The sequence below is a fragment of the Pseudoalteromonas sp. P1-25 genome, from assembly GCF_001401805.1.
Lineage (GTDB): Bacteria > Pseudomonadota > Gammaproteobacteria > Enterobacterales > Alteromonadaceae > Pseudoalteromonas.
This window is the reverse complement of the sequence record NZ_LKDW01000037.1, coordinates 1-16,441: the sequence shown is the minus strand read 5'-3', so window position 1 is coordinate 16,441 and position 16,441 is coordinate 1. Positions and strand designations below refer to the sequence as shown.

At 42.3% G+C, this 16,441-nt stretch carries 15 protein-coding genes, 2 tRNA genes and 1 other RNA gene; 2 read left to right on the top strand and 16 right to left on the bottom strand.

Translation table 11 applies throughout. The features are described 5' to 3' along the window. Window positions 1-6 precede the first annotated feature (6 nt). The 6 genes from AN393_RS17305 to rpsF all read right to left on the bottom strand — a co-directional run bounded on the left by AN393_RS17305 (window position 7) and on the right by rpsF (window position 2,665). A complete protein-coding gene (locus AN393_RS17305) occupies window positions 7-483 on the bottom strand; it encodes a hypothetical protein (RefSeq protein ID WP_055018740.1) in 477 nt (158 codons plus the stop codon). After that, on the bottom strand, window positions 476-1,024 hold the full coding sequence (locus tag AN393_RS17300; RefSeq protein WP_055018739.1) for an RNA polymerase sigma factor: 549 nt from the start codon (window positions 1,022-1,024) through the stop codon (window positions 476-478). Before AN393_RS17300 ends, AN393_RS17305 begins: the two co-directional genes overlap by 8 nt. Before the next feature lie 210 nt (window positions 1,025-1,234). Further along, window positions 1,235-1,687: a 50S ribosomal protein L9 gene (rplI, locus tag AN393_RS17295; RefSeq protein WP_004588457.1), complete on the bottom strand. Its 453-nt coding sequence runs from the start codon at window positions 1,685-1,687 to the stop codon at window positions 1,235-1,237. 35 nt (window positions 1,688-1,722) lie between these two features. After that, window positions 1,723-1,950, bottom strand: a complete 228-nt coding sequence (gene rpsR, locus AN393_RS17290; RefSeq protein WP_002962753.1) for a 30S ribosomal protein S18 — start codon at window positions 1,948-1,950, stop codon at window positions 1,723-1,725. A gap of 12 nt (window positions 1,951-1,962) precedes the next feature. Beyond that, window positions 1,963-2,280: a primosomal replication protein N gene (gene priB / locus AN393_RS17285; RefSeq protein ID WP_004588456.1), complete on the bottom strand. Its 318-nt coding sequence runs from the start codon at window positions 2,278-2,280 to the stop codon at window positions 1,963-1,965. A gap of 43 nt (window positions 2,281-2,323) precedes the next feature. Further along, window positions 2,324-2,665: a 30S ribosomal protein S6 gene (rpsF, locus tag AN393_RS17280; protein WP_004588455.1), complete on the bottom strand. Its 342-nt coding sequence runs from the start codon at window positions 2,663-2,665 to the stop codon at window positions 2,324-2,326. Window positions 2,666-3,026: 361 nt separating this feature from the next. On the opposite strand from rpsF, the gene AN393_RS17270 reads away from it, so the two are divergent. Then, complete coding sequence (locus AN393_RS17270; RefSeq protein ID WP_055018738.1) at window positions 3,027-4,226, top strand: alpha/beta hydrolase-fold protein; 1,200 nt, start codon at window positions 3,027-3,029, stop codon at window positions 4,224-4,226. Window positions 4,227-4,509: 283 nt separating this feature from the next. Here the strand turns inward: AN393_RS17270 and AN393_RS17265 are convergent, their stop codons facing one another. Genes AN393_RS17265 through AN393_RS17250 form a run of 4 tightly spaced genes read right to left on the bottom strand, consistent with a single transcriptional unit; the run spans window position 4,510 to window position 8,778 of the window. Further along, window positions 4,510-5,676 carry an FAD-dependent monooxygenase gene (locus tag AN393_RS17265; RefSeq protein ID WP_055018737.1) on the bottom strand — a complete coding sequence of 389 codons (1,167 nt, stop codon included), beginning with the start codon at window positions 5,674-5,676 and terminating at the stop codon, window positions 4,510-4,512. After that, complete coding sequence (gene ubiH, locus AN393_RS17260) at window positions 5,673-6,860, bottom strand: 2-octaprenyl-6-methoxyphenyl hydroxylase (RefSeq protein WP_055018752.1); 1,188 nt, start codon at window positions 6,858-6,860, stop codon at window positions 5,673-5,675. Before ubiH ends, AN393_RS17265 begins: the two co-directional genes overlap by 4 nt. Before the next feature lie 14 nt (window positions 6,861-6,874). Further along, on the bottom strand, window positions 6,875-8,197 hold the full coding sequence (gene pepP, locus AN393_RS17255) for a Xaa-Pro aminopeptidase (protein ID WP_055018736.1): 1,323 nt from the start codon (window positions 8,195-8,197) through the stop codon (window positions 6,875-6,877). 26 nt (window positions 8,198-8,223) lie between these two features. After that, window positions 8,224-8,778 (bottom strand): UPF0149 family protein, encoded by a 555-nt coding sequence (locus tag AN393_RS17250; protein ID WP_004589599.1) that lies wholly within the window; start codon window positions 8,776-8,778, stop codon window positions 8,224-8,226. A gap of 193 nt (window positions 8,779-8,971) precedes the next feature. Between AN393_RS17250 and ssrS the strand changes: the two genes are divergently transcribed. Beyond that, window positions 8,972-9,155: non-coding RNA, 6S RNA (ssrS, locus tag AN393_RS20135), on the top strand. A 139-nt stretch (window positions 9,156-9,294) separates the two neighbouring features. Here ssrS and AN393_RS17245 read toward each other — a convergent pair. The 6 genes from AN393_RS17245 to AN393_RS17220 form a co-directional block, all read right to left on the bottom strand. Continuing rightward, window positions 9,295-12,378: an efflux RND transporter permease subunit gene (locus tag AN393_RS17245; RefSeq protein WP_055018735.1), complete on the bottom strand. Its 3,084-nt coding sequence runs from the start codon at window positions 12,376-12,378 to the stop codon at window positions 9,295-9,297. Next, window positions 12,375-13,682 carry an efflux RND transporter periplasmic adaptor subunit gene (locus AN393_RS17240; protein WP_055015252.1) on the bottom strand — a complete coding sequence of 436 codons (1,308 nt, stop codon included), beginning with the start codon at window positions 13,680-13,682 and terminating at the stop codon, window positions 12,375-12,377. Before AN393_RS17240 ends, AN393_RS17245 begins: the two co-directional genes overlap by 4 nt. Further along, on the bottom strand, window positions 13,672-15,087 hold the full coding sequence (locus tag AN393_RS17235) for a TolC family protein (protein ID WP_055018734.1): 1,416 nt from the start codon (window positions 15,085-15,087) through the stop codon (window positions 13,672-13,674). Before AN393_RS17235 ends, AN393_RS17240 begins: the two co-directional genes overlap by 11 nt. A 222-nt stretch (window positions 15,088-15,309) precedes the next feature. Next, entirely contained in the window at window positions 15,310-15,942 is a 633-nt protein-coding gene (locus AN393_RS17230) for a putative quinol monooxygenase (RefSeq protein ID WP_055018733.1), read from the bottom strand. Between the two features lie 295 nt (window positions 15,943-16,237). Beyond that, a tRNA-Phe gene (locus AN393_RS17225) sits at window positions 16,238-16,313 on the bottom strand. A gap of 46 nt (window positions 16,314-16,359) precedes the next feature. Continuing rightward, window positions 16,360-16,435 (bottom strand) — tRNA-Thr (locus AN393_RS17220). Window positions 16,436-16,441: the final 6 nt, after the last annotated feature.

Sequence of the window (16,441 nt, the reverse complement as noted above, 5' to 3'; positions counted from 1 at the left end):
ATTCCCCTATATTTGCTGCCAACGCGGTGCATGCACCTTGTTAATTAAGTCGAGTTGTTGCTGGTAAACTTGCGCCAACATGGTCAGTAACGCCTGATTTTGTGGCTCGTTTTCAAGTGCTTGTTTAATTGCTTGCTCTGCTTCTTCAAGCTCTTGTAACTGTGCTTGCCAGTTATTGGTAAGCGCATCCTGGTTTTTGTACTGTACTAATAAACTTTGCTTTTGTGCTTTAAAGTAATCACTCATAGCAACCACTTGGCTTGGCTCGTTGTTGCTCATAAATATATTGATTGCTAATAACGCCGCGGCGCTGCACGCAGCAATAGCGCTTAATTTAGGCCACAATGGCGCTTTAGCAGCACGTGGCTTAGCTGTAACGAGGGCATGCTCAATGCCCTGCCAAAGTGCTTTATTGGGCGCTATGTCTTTATTTAAATTATTTAAAGACTCGTTTAAGTAGTCATCAAAATTTTGTTTACTCATGTTCGTACCACTCTTGTAATAACTGCCTTGCGCGATGATATTGTGACTTGCTCGACCCTACAGCCATACCCAGTTGCTTGGCTATTTCTTCGTGGCGGTAGCCTTCAATGGCATATAAAACAAACACCATGCGGGCACGCTCAGGTAAACGAACTATTAATTTATCGAGTCCGTTTAACCCTTTACAGCTTTGGGCGCTTTGCTCATCCATACCGCTTTGCTCTATGCTCACTACTTTGTTTAACCAGCTTTTGTGCTTACGCACATAACTAATGGCAATGTTGCTCGCTACGCTATATAACCAAGTAGAAAATTGTGAGCGTCCATCAAACTGCGCTATTTTATGCCACACCTGCACAAATACTTCTTGAGCGGCATCTTCAGCGTGCGCTTCATCAGCTAATAAGCGCAAACATAAACCGTAAACACGCTTTATATGCAGCTCATACAATGCTTTATAAGCATTTTGATCCCCCGCTTTAACACGCTCAATGAGTGCAAGGTCGCATAGGGGCGTGTGCTCGGGTTTTGTGTGTAACATCCGGGATGTCGCCTTTTAATTATTTTTATTTAAAAACGTGTATTAATGAGTGTATTGATTACTAAGACGCAAAGACAGACAAGAAAGGTTTAAACTAATAATAAAAATAGTTTAATAATTTTATAAAGAGGGATTAGATGGGTATTAAAGAGGAATGTTAGATACAAAAAAGCCGCGCTAAAAGCACGGCTTTTTGGGCTTAATTAAAAATTAAGCTTCAGCAATAACGATTACTTTAATAGTAGCTGTTACGTCTGAGTGTACTGCGATTGCAACGTCGAATTCGCCAGTTTCACGGATAGTACCGTGAGGTAAACGAACTTCTGATTTAGCAACTTCAACACCAACAGCTGAGATAGCGTCAGCGATGTCACGAGTACCGATTGAACCGAATAGCTTACCTTCGTCACCAGCTTTAGATACTAAAGTAACTTCTGCTAATGCTTCTAGTTTGTCAGCGCGTGCTTGTGCTGCAGTTAACTGTTCAGCGATTTTCGCTTCTAAGTCTGCGCGACGAGCATCAAACGTTTCAATGTTTGCTTTAGTTGCAGGAACTGCCTTACCTTGCGGGAAAAGGAAGTTACGTGCGAAGCCAGATTTAACAACAACCTGGTCACCTAGGCCACCTAGGTTAGCGATCTTATCTAGTAGAATAACTTGCATGTTTCTACACCTTTTAAAAACTGTTAATCCGCTGCTTACTTATGTAAGTCAGTGTATGGAAGAAGGGCTAAGTAGCGAGCACGCTTAATAGCAGTTGCTAGCTGGCGCTGGTATTTAGCGCTAGTACCTGTAATACGGCTAGGTACGATTTTGCCACTTTCTGTAACATAGTTTCTAAGAGTAGCTAGATCTTTGTAATCGATTTGTTGTACGCCTTCCGCTTTAAAGCGGCAGAACTTACGACGTCTGAAATAACGTGCCATGAGATTAATTCCTCAAATAATTCTTTCTATATGCTGAGCATGCAAAACCAATTGGCTAAGGCCGTTACGACCTTCGTGGCGATTTAAAAAACCACTCACTTGCAATGCCTGCCCAACGTGCAAATGTTGAGTCTGTTGTTGCATTTGCTTACCACTGGCAACAACCTGAAGCCTAACGTAACTATTACGGTTAAGATCTGCCTCGGTTTGCATCGATTTATGTTCTACAACAAAAATACAATGCGGTATGCCTGCAGGGCTTTGGCTAAACTTGGGTGTTTTACAAACAACCCCCGATATAACCAGCTGATTCATATATGGGCTAACCATTACACTAACTGCTGACTACGTGCCATGCTAGGACTCAAAACAATTAAGCAGCTGGTGCTTCTTTCTTCTCTTCTCTTGCAAGAGGAGACGCTTCAGTTACTGCATTTTTAGTACGCATAACTAAGTTACGAAGCACTGCATCGTTGTAGCGGAAAGTAGTTTCTAGCTCGCTGATTACTTCAGTAGGTGCTTCAACGTTCATAAGAACATAATGAGCTTTGTGAAGCTTGTTGATTGGGTAAGCCAGTTGACGACGGCCCCAGTCTTCAAGACGGTGGATAGTACCACCCGCTTCAGTGATAGAACCAGTATAACGTTCGATCATACCAGATACTTGCTCACTCTGATCAGGGTGAACCATGAATACGATTTCGTAATGACGCATGGATATTCCTTACGGTTAATAGAGCCTTCTACCGTTTCGGCCGGTCGGTTTAAGGCAAGGAATTAATAGTGTAAAAGCCGAAATGAGCGCGCATTTTACGCTTAGATGGATAATTAAGCAAGCAGGTTTTTTAGGCTTTTATAAGAGCAGCTATCAGGATGATATTAATATGTATCCGCTTTATATCAACAAGCAGAATTACGATAAGTGCATTGGGTTTGTATGTAGATGCAAAGCTTGCTTGCGTAAAAAGCGCAGCTTTTAATTACTTCCCCCCACCATATGCCCCTAAATTATAAACATTTACTCAAACCTAAAGGCGTGCAATTATTAAACAACACATTATTTAATAAGGATATTTATGAAGCTCTTACTATCACTCGTGTTTGCACTTACCTTTAGTACCTCTTTTTTAAGCTACGCAAACACCGCTACAACCGACATAACCGTTGGTAAAAAAGTCATTTTACAATCCAAAATACTTAACGAAGACAGGCCAATCAGAATTTTTATACCTGACACTGTAAAAGACGATCAGCCCCTTTATGTTATTTATTTACTTGATGGTGTTGAGCACTTTCATACCGCCTCTGGTGTAGTTAAATCCCTTATTGATTACGAGCAAATACCTAATGCCATGCTTGTTGCTATTGATACAACCAACCGCGTGCGTGATTACTTACCTAAAGTACAAGGTGAGCCAAAAACTGAGTTTCAAACCTTTGTAAAAAATAAATGGCCCGATGCTGGGCAAACCGACAATTTTTTAAAGTTTGTGTCTGACGAGCTCATGCCCTATATAAATAGCAATTACTCAACTAACGGCTACAACACCTTAATTGGTCACTCTAACGCAGGTACATTAGCGCTTTATACTTTAGTTAATCAGCCTGAATTATTTAACAACTACATTGCTATAAGCCCAAATGGTTGGTGGGGTGATGAAGAGTTAAAAAATAATATTATTAAATACACTAAACACCCTAAAGGCGCTCAAGAGTTATTTATTAGTGTAGCAAGTGAGGGCGCACGTTTTTATACCGGCGTATTAAATACGTTAGTAAATTTAGAACAACAAATACCTACGCAGCTAAAATGGGAATATAAGCATTACCCTGCATTTACTCATATGGGCACCATACTACCAGCCCTAAGTGATAGCCTAATTCATTTATTTAGCGACCTAATATTTAAAGTGACTGACGAGCACGGAAAGTTTGCCGATGTATCACTTATTACCGGTTACTACCAAGCATTGAGCGATAAGTACGGATTTAAGCTTAAAATTCCACAAGATGTGTACGTAGAATTTGCCCATCGCCAGCAAAAATTTGGTAACACTAAAAAAGCGATAACTACGCTAAAACACTTTACTCGCGACTACCCTAATGCGGCATACTCCCACATGCGATTGTCACAAGGCTACACAGCTGACAAACAGTTTAAAGAAGCTGTTACTAGCATGAAACACGCACTAAAGCTTGCTAAACAAAACTCACGAGACCCACTGTTAATTGATGCACTACAAGATATGGTGAAGGAAGCCCAAGCCAATTTATAATTGATTTAGCGCTAAGCATTTTAACTAACTATAAATACGAGCGACACTCATCGCGTCATCAAACTAAGCGCCTACAGTTAAAATTAAGCGCAGTGTTAAACTTTGCATGTAGACGCAGAGCTTGCTCGCGTGAAAAGCGCAGCTTTTAATCTATTTAAAGCCGCTTAAAAACAAAAAACCGATGTTTAAACTAAACATCGGTTTTTCTCTGACTGAAAGCTGACAGCTAAAAACTGACTACTTTACTTTCTCGTTGGGTTTCGCTTCGCTCTTGCCAACCTACTTATTTACCAATCGCTTCTTTGGCGAACAGGTGTTTTATTGGCCCCAGATTATCAACGAGTGACAGCCCTACTCCGCGAATCAGTTTTTTAACCGGGTTTGCACCTTCAAATAACTCTTTGAGCCCTTGCATCATGGCTATGTGCTTTTGCGCGTCGAGCTTGCGGGTACGCTCGTAATCGCGAAGTGTACGGGTACTCGCAAACTCTTTATTATCACTTGTCAGTAGCTCAATTAAATACGCGGCGTCTTTTAGGCCTAGGTTCATACCCAGTCCTGCCAATGGGTGAATGGTGTGTGCTGCATCGCCTATTAGCACCACTTTGCCGTTAACCCATTGCTGGGCGTAGCGCATTTTAAGTGGAAATGCTGCGCGTTTACTTTGCACTTCGCACAGTCCGCATTGGCCATCGATGGCTGCCATTACGGCTTTATTAAAAGTAGTATCGTCCATTGCGAGCAATTCATCGCAGTGATTAGGGCTGGTAGACCACACTATAGAATGGGTGTTGGCATCGCTTAGTGGTAAAAATGCCAGAGGCCCTGTTGGTAAAAACACTTGGCGAGCGGTGTTTGCATGTGGCTCTTTGGTTTTAACCGTAGCAACGAGTGCATGGTGGTCGTAATCTTTAAAGCTTAGCGCCATATTAAATTGCTTACGAATAGCCGAATTTGCGCCATCGGCTGCCACCAGCAGTTTAGCAATAATAGGCTCACCACTTTTAAGGGTTATAAATACGTCGGACTCACTTTGGTGTATTTGTTGATACTGCGTATCAAACATGAGTGTGGCACTTGCTTGTTGCGCGAGCTCTTTTATCAGTGCAAAACGAATAATATCGTTCTCTACTATGTGACCTAAGTGATCAATCTCAAGCTGCTCATTATTAAAGGTTATTTTACCAAAACTGTCGGCGTCGCGTACGTCCATATGCGTATATGCACACGCTCGCTCTGCCATTATGTGTGGCCACACGTTTAATTGCTCAAACAAAGTTTGGCTTGCTATGCTCAACGCACTTACGCGTAATCCGTACTCATCACTTGGCGGTAATTGCTTTGGCGCGGCATCTAACACCACAACACTGATATTGGCTTTAGCGAGTCCTAACGCGAGGGTTAACCCTACGCAGCCGCCACCCACTATACAAACCTGTGCTTGCTTCATAAACGTGTACCTTGTTTAACTTGCCCCATTAGCTGCTTTGCCAACGGTGCTTTTAATGCAGGAAATAAATCCATTGAGAAAAGCCCAATGCTGCGCCCAAATGCTAAAACCCGTGACGAGTTTGAAAAAAGCCTTACCAGTGCATCGGTTAATGTCATTACCGTTTTAATATCGCTACTACGCTTTAGTGAATACTCACGTGTAAACGCATAACCGCCTAACTCGTTTTTACTTGTTGCGATTAAATGACTAAGTACCTGCACATCACGCAGGCCTAAATTAAAGCCCTGCCCTGCAATGGGGTGAATAGCATGCGCAGCGTTACCAATAACTACCGTGCGATGCGCCGTTAATGATTCTGCTTGGCCATAAACAAGCGGGTAGCTTGTACGTGTGCCCACTTTTGCAAATTGCCCTGCTCGGTAACCAAATGCATGTTGTAACGTATTTAAAAAATCGCTTTCGTTTAAGGCTGTATGCAGCTCAACTTGCGGCTTTGCCATGCACCATACTAATGAATAACGGTTATTGCTCATCGGTAAAAGTGCTATAGGGCCGTGCTCGGTAAAGCGCTCATAGGCATGGTTGTTATGCCCACCTGCAACTTCAACATTGGCAATAATAGCGTCTTGCTCATAAGGCTGAGTATTAAAACGTAAACCAAGTAATTTTCGGGTTGGTGATTGCGCGCCGTCGGCAATAACAAGTAGCTTAGCGTTTAATTTTTCACCGCTTTGCAAGCTTAATTCATTATTGTTTAAGCCTTGCTTAATACTGTTTACGCTATCGGGGCAATAAAGTGTAATACTCGCTTGTGTTAAACGCTGATACAGTGCACGGCCAAACGGGTTTACTTCAACTACATAACCTAATGAAGGTTTAGCAAATTCGTCGCAATGTATATGTGCTTTACCAAAGTGACCACGATCCGACACGCTTACTTTTTTTATTGCTGCTGTGTATGGCGCACTTGGCTCAAATAAATTTAACTGCTGTAAATATTCAACCGATTGCTGTGCAAGGGCAATACTTCTGTCATCAAAACTTGGGTGGTAATCGCCCGATACTTGGTTTGCCTCTACCACCGCAATAGTCAGTGAAGGATTTGTTTTAGCAATGCTTAGCGCACAACTTGCCCCTGCAAGCCCGCCCCCAATAACAACGACATCAAACTGCTTAGCCACTTTACTCTCCAAGCTTATGCGCTTTTAGCGCTTTGCATTAGCGCTTCTATATCGTTTATGGTTTTAGGCACGCTTTGTGTGAGGTTTTCGTGCCCTGATTCGGTGATCAAAAGGTTATCTTCAATACGAATACCAATGCCTTTATATTGCTGCGGTGCGTTTGAATCTTCACTTATATAAAGCCCAGGCTCTATGGTTAAAACCATGCCTGGCTCAAATGCGCGCTCAACGTTATTTTGTTTGTAATCGCCCACATCGTGAACATCAAGGCCTAACCAGTGCCCAAGCCCGTGCATGTAATATTCTTTGCAAGCACCTTTTGCCATTAGCTCATCAAAGTTGCCAGTTAAAATACCTAAATCGAGTAACCCTTGGGTCATTACTTCCATGGCTCGTTTATTGGCGTGCGACATAAAACCACCGGGTTTAACTTCTTCAAAAGCCACTTCTTGCGCTTTAAGTACAATGTTATAAAGTGCGGCTTGCGCCTCGCTAAATTTGCCATTAACCGGAAAAGTACGTGTAATATCGGCGGCGTAGCCTTGTAGCTCACAACCAGAGTCAATCAATACTAAATCGCCCGCTTTTAACACATCACTATTTTGCGTGTAATGCAAAATATTAGCGTTATCGCCACTACCCACAATGGTGCCGTACGCTGGGTGTCGGGCACCGTGCATTGCATAATGATGATGCAGCTCAGCCTCTAACTGAAATTCAGTAGCGCCGGGGTGTGAATAGCGCATTGCGCGCATATGTCCGCGGGCACTTAGCTCGCAGCCTTCGCGCATAATGTTTACCTCGCTGGGCGATTTAAACAAACGCATTTCATGAATTAGGCCGCGTATTTCTTTAATGGTACTTGGTGCTTTGAGGCCTTTTCGCGCACCACTTCTAAGCGTACTTAACAAGGTAAATACTTTGGTATCAAAGCGTGGGTAAGCGCCTTGTGCATAAAATAAAATCTGCTGACCGTTAACCAAATCTAATAATTGTTCAGTTAGCTCACTTAATGCGTAAGTTTCGTCGAATAAGTACTCAGTTTTAGCTTTTTCGAAGCCAATTCTGCGGCCATGCCAAATTTCGGCTTGTTTGTCTTTATCAAGGCAAAATAGCGTACTAGGTGTTTCGCTGTTATTACACAGCACTAAAACAGCATCGGGTTCGTTAAAACCGGTTAAGTAAAAAAAGTCACTGTCTTGCCTAAAGGCATATTCAGTATCGCGACTACGCGTTACTTCACTGGCCGCAGGTATAATAGCCACACTGTTTGCGTCCATTTGTGAAAGTAAGCGCTCACGGCGTGCTTTAAATTCTGACTTTTGTATTTCAACCATGCTTTAACAACCCGTTATATTTTAAATTAATGTAGTGTTTTTTTAGGTGCTTTTTCTTTACCTAGCTCGGCAAAACAAAGCAATGCCGATACACGCACATATTCAATCACTTCATGAAGGGCTTGGCTGTCTTCTTCGGTTTCGTCAAACATGGTATCTAGACGTGTAATTTCGCTAAAATCGCTAATCACTTCTTTTACATCCGCCGATAACTTACCGTAATCTTTTTGTTTTAAACCAAATCCAAGCATAAACCCTGCAACCCATGATACGAGGCCATTGGCTTGATCGATGAGAGTTTCATCATCGCTTGGTAAAAATAAATCAAACGCAAAAGCTTCATCGTTAAAGCTAGCAACGACTTGCTTATAAATGGTGCCAAAAAATTGTTTTAAGTCGTTGCTAAACGCTTGGCCATCATTAAATACATCACTTAATAGACCTAAGTATTCTTTATCATCAATACTTAAACCACAGGCCAGTAGTCCGCTAATTACACCATGCGCTTCTGCCGGTGAGACAAAAATTTCGTTTTTTTCCAAAAGCAGCTGGGCTTTTTGGTAATCTGGTAAGTCGCTCATGTTTATATCTTCGCTTTGCAAGTTATGGCAATGCTACCACTCGATAAAAAGCAACTCCAATTAATTGTATGATCCCGCTCAAAAAGTAGTACGATAAGTAAATAGCGCGTTACCAGCGGGCAAAAACTGCTCGAACGATTGAATTTTTTTCGTTTGGGGTTTAAGGAATGGATTATGTCTTATATACTGAACTTGTTCCCTGGGGTGTCGGAGTTTGGTTAAGTCCCTGAGCCGATAAATTTTATACCAGGATTTCTGTTCGTCTACTATTGTGCAAGCTCGGCATGTACCGAGAAGCCTACGGTAGACCGCAGCTTTCCGCCCTGAAACCTTCTGGTTTCAGGACTGACGCCGGACACCACACGCTTGGGGAACACCTTCTTATTTTTATATTCCCTCTTATTACCTAATCATTTTTTACTATACCTTCGTACATTATTTTTATAATTTTTGGCAAAAAAAAGCTGCACTTGACATTAATCAACCACAGCTTAGCCCTAGAACACATTTCGGTATTTATCTAAACCAACTTTGAAAGCGCTCCATCAGCATATAGTTTACTGGCACTAATATAAGTGTAATAAACGTAGCAAACACAATACCAAAGCCAAGGCTTACTGCCATTGGAATTAAAAACTGTGCTTGTGTCGCCTTTTCAAATAGTAGCGGCATTAAACCAATAAAGGTGGTTAAACTGGTTAGCATTACTGGGCGAAAACGTGCAGCCCCTGCAAGTTTAACCGCATCAATAATTTTGCCGCCTTCACTGCATTTTTTATTAATAAAATCAACTAAAACCAGCGAGTCATTTACCACAACACCAATGAGTGCAAGCATACCTAACAAACTCATAATGGTTAAATCCATGCCCATGACCCAATGCCCAACCACGGCACCAATCATGCCAAACGGTATTACGCTCATTACAATAATTGGCTGCATGTACGATTTAAGCGGTATCGCTAATAGAGAATAAATAATAAAAAATACAAATAACAATGCCCAAGCAAGCGAGCCAAACGACTCTCTTTGCTCTTTAGCTTCACCTTCTAGCTTGTAATCAACACCTGGATATTGCTGCATTAGCTCATCTAAATACTCAGTTAGGTCGGCTTGCAGCGCGGTCATGTTGGTATTACTTTTTTCTATGTCGGCGGTCACGTTAAGTGTGCGGTAGCGGTCTATTCGGTTAATAGTAGATGGGCTTTGCCCTGCAATTAATGTGGCTACATGCGAAAGTGGCACCGAGCCGCCCGTAGGCGTAGTAATAAGTATATTTTGTAAGTCGGCTACAGAGCGGCGCTCTTCAATAGGTAGGCGTACCATAACACGTACATCGTCACGTCCGCGTTGTATACGCTGCACCTGCGAGCCAAAAAACGAGTTACGTACTTGGTTTGCTACATCAACTCGGTTTAAGCCTAAAGCAAAGCCTTGCTCGGTAAGCTCTATTTGCAATTCCTCTTTACCATCAGACATGCTATCGGCAATATCAAATACGGTTGGGTACGTGCTTAAACGCGTTTTAACGCTTTCGGCAATTTTTTGTAGCGTATCGAGCGATGTACCACTTAACTGCACATCTATAGGGTCTGAGCTGCGTCCTATTTCGGCCCTAAAGGTGACGCTTTCGGCGCCAGGAATAATTCCTATTAAATCGCGCCACTCACTTACCAGCTCGCGTGAGCCAATGTCTGAGTCGCGGCTCTCTGCTGGGGTTATTTCAAAGCGCACACTACCTGAGTTAGACACACCGCCACGCCCGCCGGTTGAGGCTAAAATATTTAATATAACGCTTTCGCCGGTATCTTCATCGCGGTATTTGTCTTGCAATAACTGCGCTTTTTGCGACATATCCATTACATACTTATTGGTCACTTCAAACGGCGTGCCTGTTGGCAAGGTTAATGTTACTCTTACGGTTTCGCTTGGGATACGTGGAAAAAATACAAACTTAGTCCAACCACTGGTTATTAAAGTTAAAATTATAAAAAACACACCAACAAACAAACTCACCGTTGCTAATTTATAGCGCAATGCTTTAGCTAAAATGGGCTGGTAGTATTTTAAAATAGCGCTTTCAAATCCGTCTGCAAAACGCTGCTGAAGTACTTCAAGCTTTGAAGATTTTGTTTTTTGATTACGAAGTTTTATGTACTTTAAATGAGCTGGCAGCACAAACTTAGACTCAATTAATGAGAACAGTAATACCGGAATAACCACCACCGGAATTTGTGCAAACAAGGCACCCCGTGCGCCTTCAATAAATGCTAAAGGTAAAAAGGCCGCTACGGTTGTTAGTACGCCAAAGGTAACAGGGGTTGCTACTTCTTGCGTGCCTAAAATGGCGGCTTGCTCGCCCGACTCTGCGGTTTTTAAATGGGTATAAACGTTCTCCCCCGTTACTATGGCATCGTCCACTACAATACCTAGTACTAAAATAAAGCCAAATAAGCTCATAATATTAAGGGTTACACCAAAAATAGGCATCGCAATAAATGCGCCCATAAACGAAACCGGAATACCAATAAACACCCAAAATGCGATAGCTGGGCGTAAAAATAGAGTTAGCAAAGCCAGTACTAAAATCCCCCCTTGTAGGGCGCTACTTGTTAGCGTAGCAATACGGCTTTTTACAACCTGAGAGTCGTCATCCCAGTAACTTAATTCAAAACCTTGTGGTAGCGAGCTTTGCTTGGACTCTATGTAGTTTTTTACATCATCTGCGACATCTATCGCACTTTGCGGCCCTATGCGGTATACATCTATAAAGGCCGCCTGTTTACCATTAAAGCGTGTACGTACTGGGGTCTCTTCAAAGTCATCATTGATGTTTGCTATATCACCTAAACGTATTACTGTACCGTCGCTTTGATTTTTAACTACAATGTTAGCAAATTCATCTTTTCGGTAAGCTTGCCCTTTTGAGCTTATAAGTACATCGCCCCCTTGCGTTTTTAAATTACCAGCCGAAATATCAGAGCTCGACTTAGCCACAGCAGTAGATATTTGCGCAAGGGTTAAATTGTATTGGCGAAGGGTGTCTTGGCTTACTTCTATGGCGAGCTCGTAATCTCTTACACCACTTAGCTCAACCTGCGTTACATTAGGAAGGCGTAAAATATCGTCGCGTACTTGCTCGGCGTATTCTAAGGTTTCTTTTTCACCGTAATCGCTCGCTACGGTAACAGCTATTACTTCACGTTTTCGCTCGGCAAGCGCCACAATGGGCTTTTCAGCATCCGCCGGAAAGGTATTTATAGCATCTACACGGCTTTTTATATCGGCTAATAATTCGCGTGGGTCGTAGCCACTTTCAACTTCTATGGTTACTGACGCAGAGCCCTCAGATGAGCGGCTAGAAATTTGCTCTATACCTTCTAAATCTTGAACAGCTTCTTCTATTCGAATAGTTACCCCTTGCTCTACATCTTCTGGGGTTGAGCCTCGCAAAGTAACGCTTACACTTATGCGATCTGTTTCAAACGATGGAAACACCTCAAGCGGTATTTGAGTCGATAAACTAAATAAACCCGATAACAGTAAAGTGACGAGTAACAAGTTTGCCGCTACGTGGTTTTTTGTAAACCAAGCGATCATGGCTTATCTCCTTGTGCAGCGCGGCGTTTTTGTATTAGCTCTTGAACACTAATCCCCAGCTCTTGCGCTTTTTTTTCTAGCTGCTCACGCGATGGACGCTTACCTTTTCCTGGGCCTTTTGCTCGCATATTTTGCTTATCAGTTTCGCCTAAAATGCTTACTGCTGTGCCTGAGCTCACTTGCCCAAGCGGTGTAATTACTAACTTATCGCCTGCATTAAGACCTGTTTTTATCATAGCTTGTGTAGCATTTTGCCATGCAAGCGTAATGTTTTTACGCTTTAACAGCCCCCCTTCAACCACATACACGTAGCTGCCTTGGTAAATAGTACTATTAGGGATTATTAACGCATCAGGCACTGTTTTACCGCTAATTTGCGCAGTGATGTATTGGCCAATTTTAATAGGGTATTGGTTATTTGCTGTGGCTTTGTAAGGGTCATTTATCTGCGCAACAATATACAATTGCTGTGCATCTTCATCGATAGCGCCTTCAGTGCGTATTATTTGTCCTTGCCATGTTTGCTCGCCCACTAAGTCAGATTTAAACTTAACGAGTGAGCCTGCTTGGTTTTTACTGCCATCTCTGTATTGCTCTGGCAAACTAATATACGAAAGGTCTTTATTTTTAATTGGTAAGCGCACTTCAACGCTGTCTATGGCATAAATAGTTGCAAGCTCCGTGTTTTCACTTACCACTTGGCCAAGGTCTACATTACGACTAAGCACACGCCCAGCGTAAGGCGCAGTAATTTTGGTGCGCTCTAAATCAAGCTGTGCTTTTTCAAGTGCGGCTTGTGCTGAAAGTACTTGTGCTTGTGCAGCCGCTAGTTGGGGCTCGCGAAGCACTAAGCTGCTCGCTTGGGATGAGCCACCTAAGCGCTTCCAATCAGTAATAGCTTGTTGGCCGCGGGCTTTTTCTTCTAATAAGCTTTGCTCTGCAGTCAGTAATGCTGCCTGCGCCGATTTGACCTCAGCCTGATGATCTCTATCGTCGAGCTGTAGCAGTACATCGCCTTTTTCAAAAAAACCGCCTTCTCTAAAATCATCACTTACTTTATTAATTTGCCCAGATGCTTGAGCCACTAACAAACTTTGAGTACGTGGCTTTACCGTGCCATAGCTATCAATAAAAATTAAGTAATCTTGTGGCTCAATCTTTTTTACCGATACGCTCACGGTGGCTTTAGGGGGTGAGCCAAAACGTTTTGCTTCAGGCGGGTTACCCTTAATAAACATAACAATTAAAATGGTGGCCACCACCACTACGGCTGGAATTAAAAGTTTTGCTGATTTAGTTTTCATCGTTATTGCTCTTAGGTTCGCTTGTTGGGGCGTTAAAATCGCCGCCAAGGGCAACGTATAGGTTTATTCGGTTAGCAATTAGCTGGTTTTTTGTTTCTATGAGTGAGCTTTGCGCATCAAAAGAGCGCGACTGTGCATCCAGCACTGTAGTGTAAGTTACTAAGCCACTTTGGTATTGCTCAAACGACAGTTGCTCCGCTGCAAGGGCGTTTTCTTGTGCTTCTAGGGTGCTTTTATAACTGGCTTGCAGCGACTGCTGCTGAGTAATTGCATTTTCAACATCACTGAATGCATCGTACAAGGTGTCTAAATATGCTTGCTCTTGTTTTTGTGCATTTAAGCGCGCTATTTCTTCATTTGCTTTTAGCTGGCCACCATTAAATATTGGCGCAGAGATACTGCCTAATAAGGACCACGCTAAGCTTGATGGCGAGAATAAATCGCCCACTCTATCGGTGCTATCACTCACGCTTGCTGATAAGTTTAAACTAGGGAAGCGCTGCTTATGTGCAAAGGCTAGGCCCGCATCGCTCGCTAATAACTGGTACCAGCTTGCGCGCAGTTGGGGCTTGCGGGTTATAAGCTCAGAGGGAATACCGATATTAATTGGCGCAAGAAAAACAGGCAGTTCAACCTCTGCTGATATATCACCTTTGGGGTAACCGCCTAATAAGCGCTCTAAAGAACGCGACGCGCTTACAAGCGTGGCTTGCTGATTGGCAATACGCGTACGCTCGTTATTAAGCTCATTACGGGCTAAATATACATCGAGTGCTTCATTAATACCTTGGCGGTAGCCCGATTCAATAATATCTAAGTTTTGCTGCGCGTTTTCTTCTCGGCGTTTATATAAATCGAGCAACTGCTGGGCGGTGACTAAATCAAACCAGCCAGTGACCACATCGGCCACCAATTGCTGCTTGGCTTGCTCAAAACTAGCTTGTTGCGCCAAGTAGTTTAGGTTGGCTTGGCGTTTAGCATCAGATAACTTGCCCCACACATCGACTTCATAGCTTAGCTCTAGAGTGACAGAGCTAGCATTATCATAACTTACAGGTCGATTGTTTTTACTACGCCTAGTTTGCCCAGATATATCAAGATCGGGCCAAAGCGCAGAGCCTGAAATTATTAATTGTTGCTTTTGTATTTGTACATCGTAGGCACTTTGTAACAAAGCTTGGTTATTATTCAGCGCCTTATTAACAAGCTTTTCAATGTAGGGGTTTTCTAATGTTTGTAGCCATTGCTGCTCTACTGCAAGTGTATTTTGTGCTGCGCCGTGTTGCCATGCGGTTGCTATATCGCTTGGTGTTTGTTGGCGCTGCTGCGGGTTTAAGTTGCCCGCACAACCACCAAGCAACACTAAGCTGAGTGCCAATAAAGTTGGCTTATGTTGCCAAATCATAGTTAACCTAAATTACTGCCATTTATGAATGTAATTCAAGCACTTTGGCAAATTTTGCTCAACTTACTTTACATAACATTACATACGTTGCGATGAATTAACATAATAGTCAGTTATTATAAAAACCGGCAGGAAATTTGGAGGGTATTTATACAAAAAAGCAAATAGCGTGTAATACACTATTTGCTAAACGAGATAAGCTATATTGTTAAACACAAACCTTTAAATTTCTTTAACGAAGCTCATGTATTGCTGCATATCGCCAACAACTGCTTGTGCTAGTAATTCGCTTGTTTCGGCTGCGTACGGCTGCTTAAAGTGAATGTCCCACAGCGCAGATTCATTGCGCCAATGTTCATAAACAACTAATGTATCGTCGTTATTTTCAATACTATATAAATCAAACACTAAGTTACCCGGCTCTTGGCTGCGCGTTTGCTCTACATGCGTTGCAAAACGTTCTATTACTTTATTTTTAAAGCTTGGCTTAATCTTAAAAATAAAAAACACAATACATATATCGTCTTCAGGGTTAATAACTTTTGTATTACGCTCATGCAGCGGAGCTGGCACTGTATTTTCAAGCAGCATGACCTCTGGCGCCGATTGACTAATTTCAGGCAGCGCATTTAATAACGTTTGTGTGTAATCCTGTGCGCCATGGTAATCAACTGCATTTTGATCTTCAAAACGCTCATAAGCAAAAAAGACGCCTGGCTCGTTTTTATCTTGATATAAACGCATCTCTAAAAGACCTGTTTCGGCCTTAGCGCCTTGCTTGTCTTCTTCTAGTAGCACTTTAAATTGTGCGATGTGCTCGTCTTTAATATCAAACTTAACAATTTGCGTGATCATAATTAGCTCCAGCTTTAAATTACTTATACCAATACGCTTAATTAAGTGATCTTTTTTGCGGATTAGTATTATTTAGGCTAAAAGTGCCCTGCATTTTATTACTAAAATCAATCATATTGATGAGTAAATAAATGGAGTGAGTAATAACAGCACCCAACCTTTTGATGAGGTCATTATGCGCATGCAAACAAGGGAGAAAAAGAGAGGATATACCCAATTAATATGGACTTTTTTGTCCATAATAAATTTTAAGCAAAAAAAAGCCCTGCATGTGTATGCAGGGCTTTAATATAAATGGTGCCTCGACCCGGAATCGAACCAGGGACACGAGGATTTTCAATCCTCTGCTCTACCAACTGAGCTATCGAGGCACTTAAACAGTGCAATTAAACATTTAAAACATTTAATTTAAATAAATGGTGCCGACTAACCGAGTCGAACGGTTGACCTACTGATTACAAGTCAGTTGCTCTACCAGCTGAGCTAAGTCGGCACACTA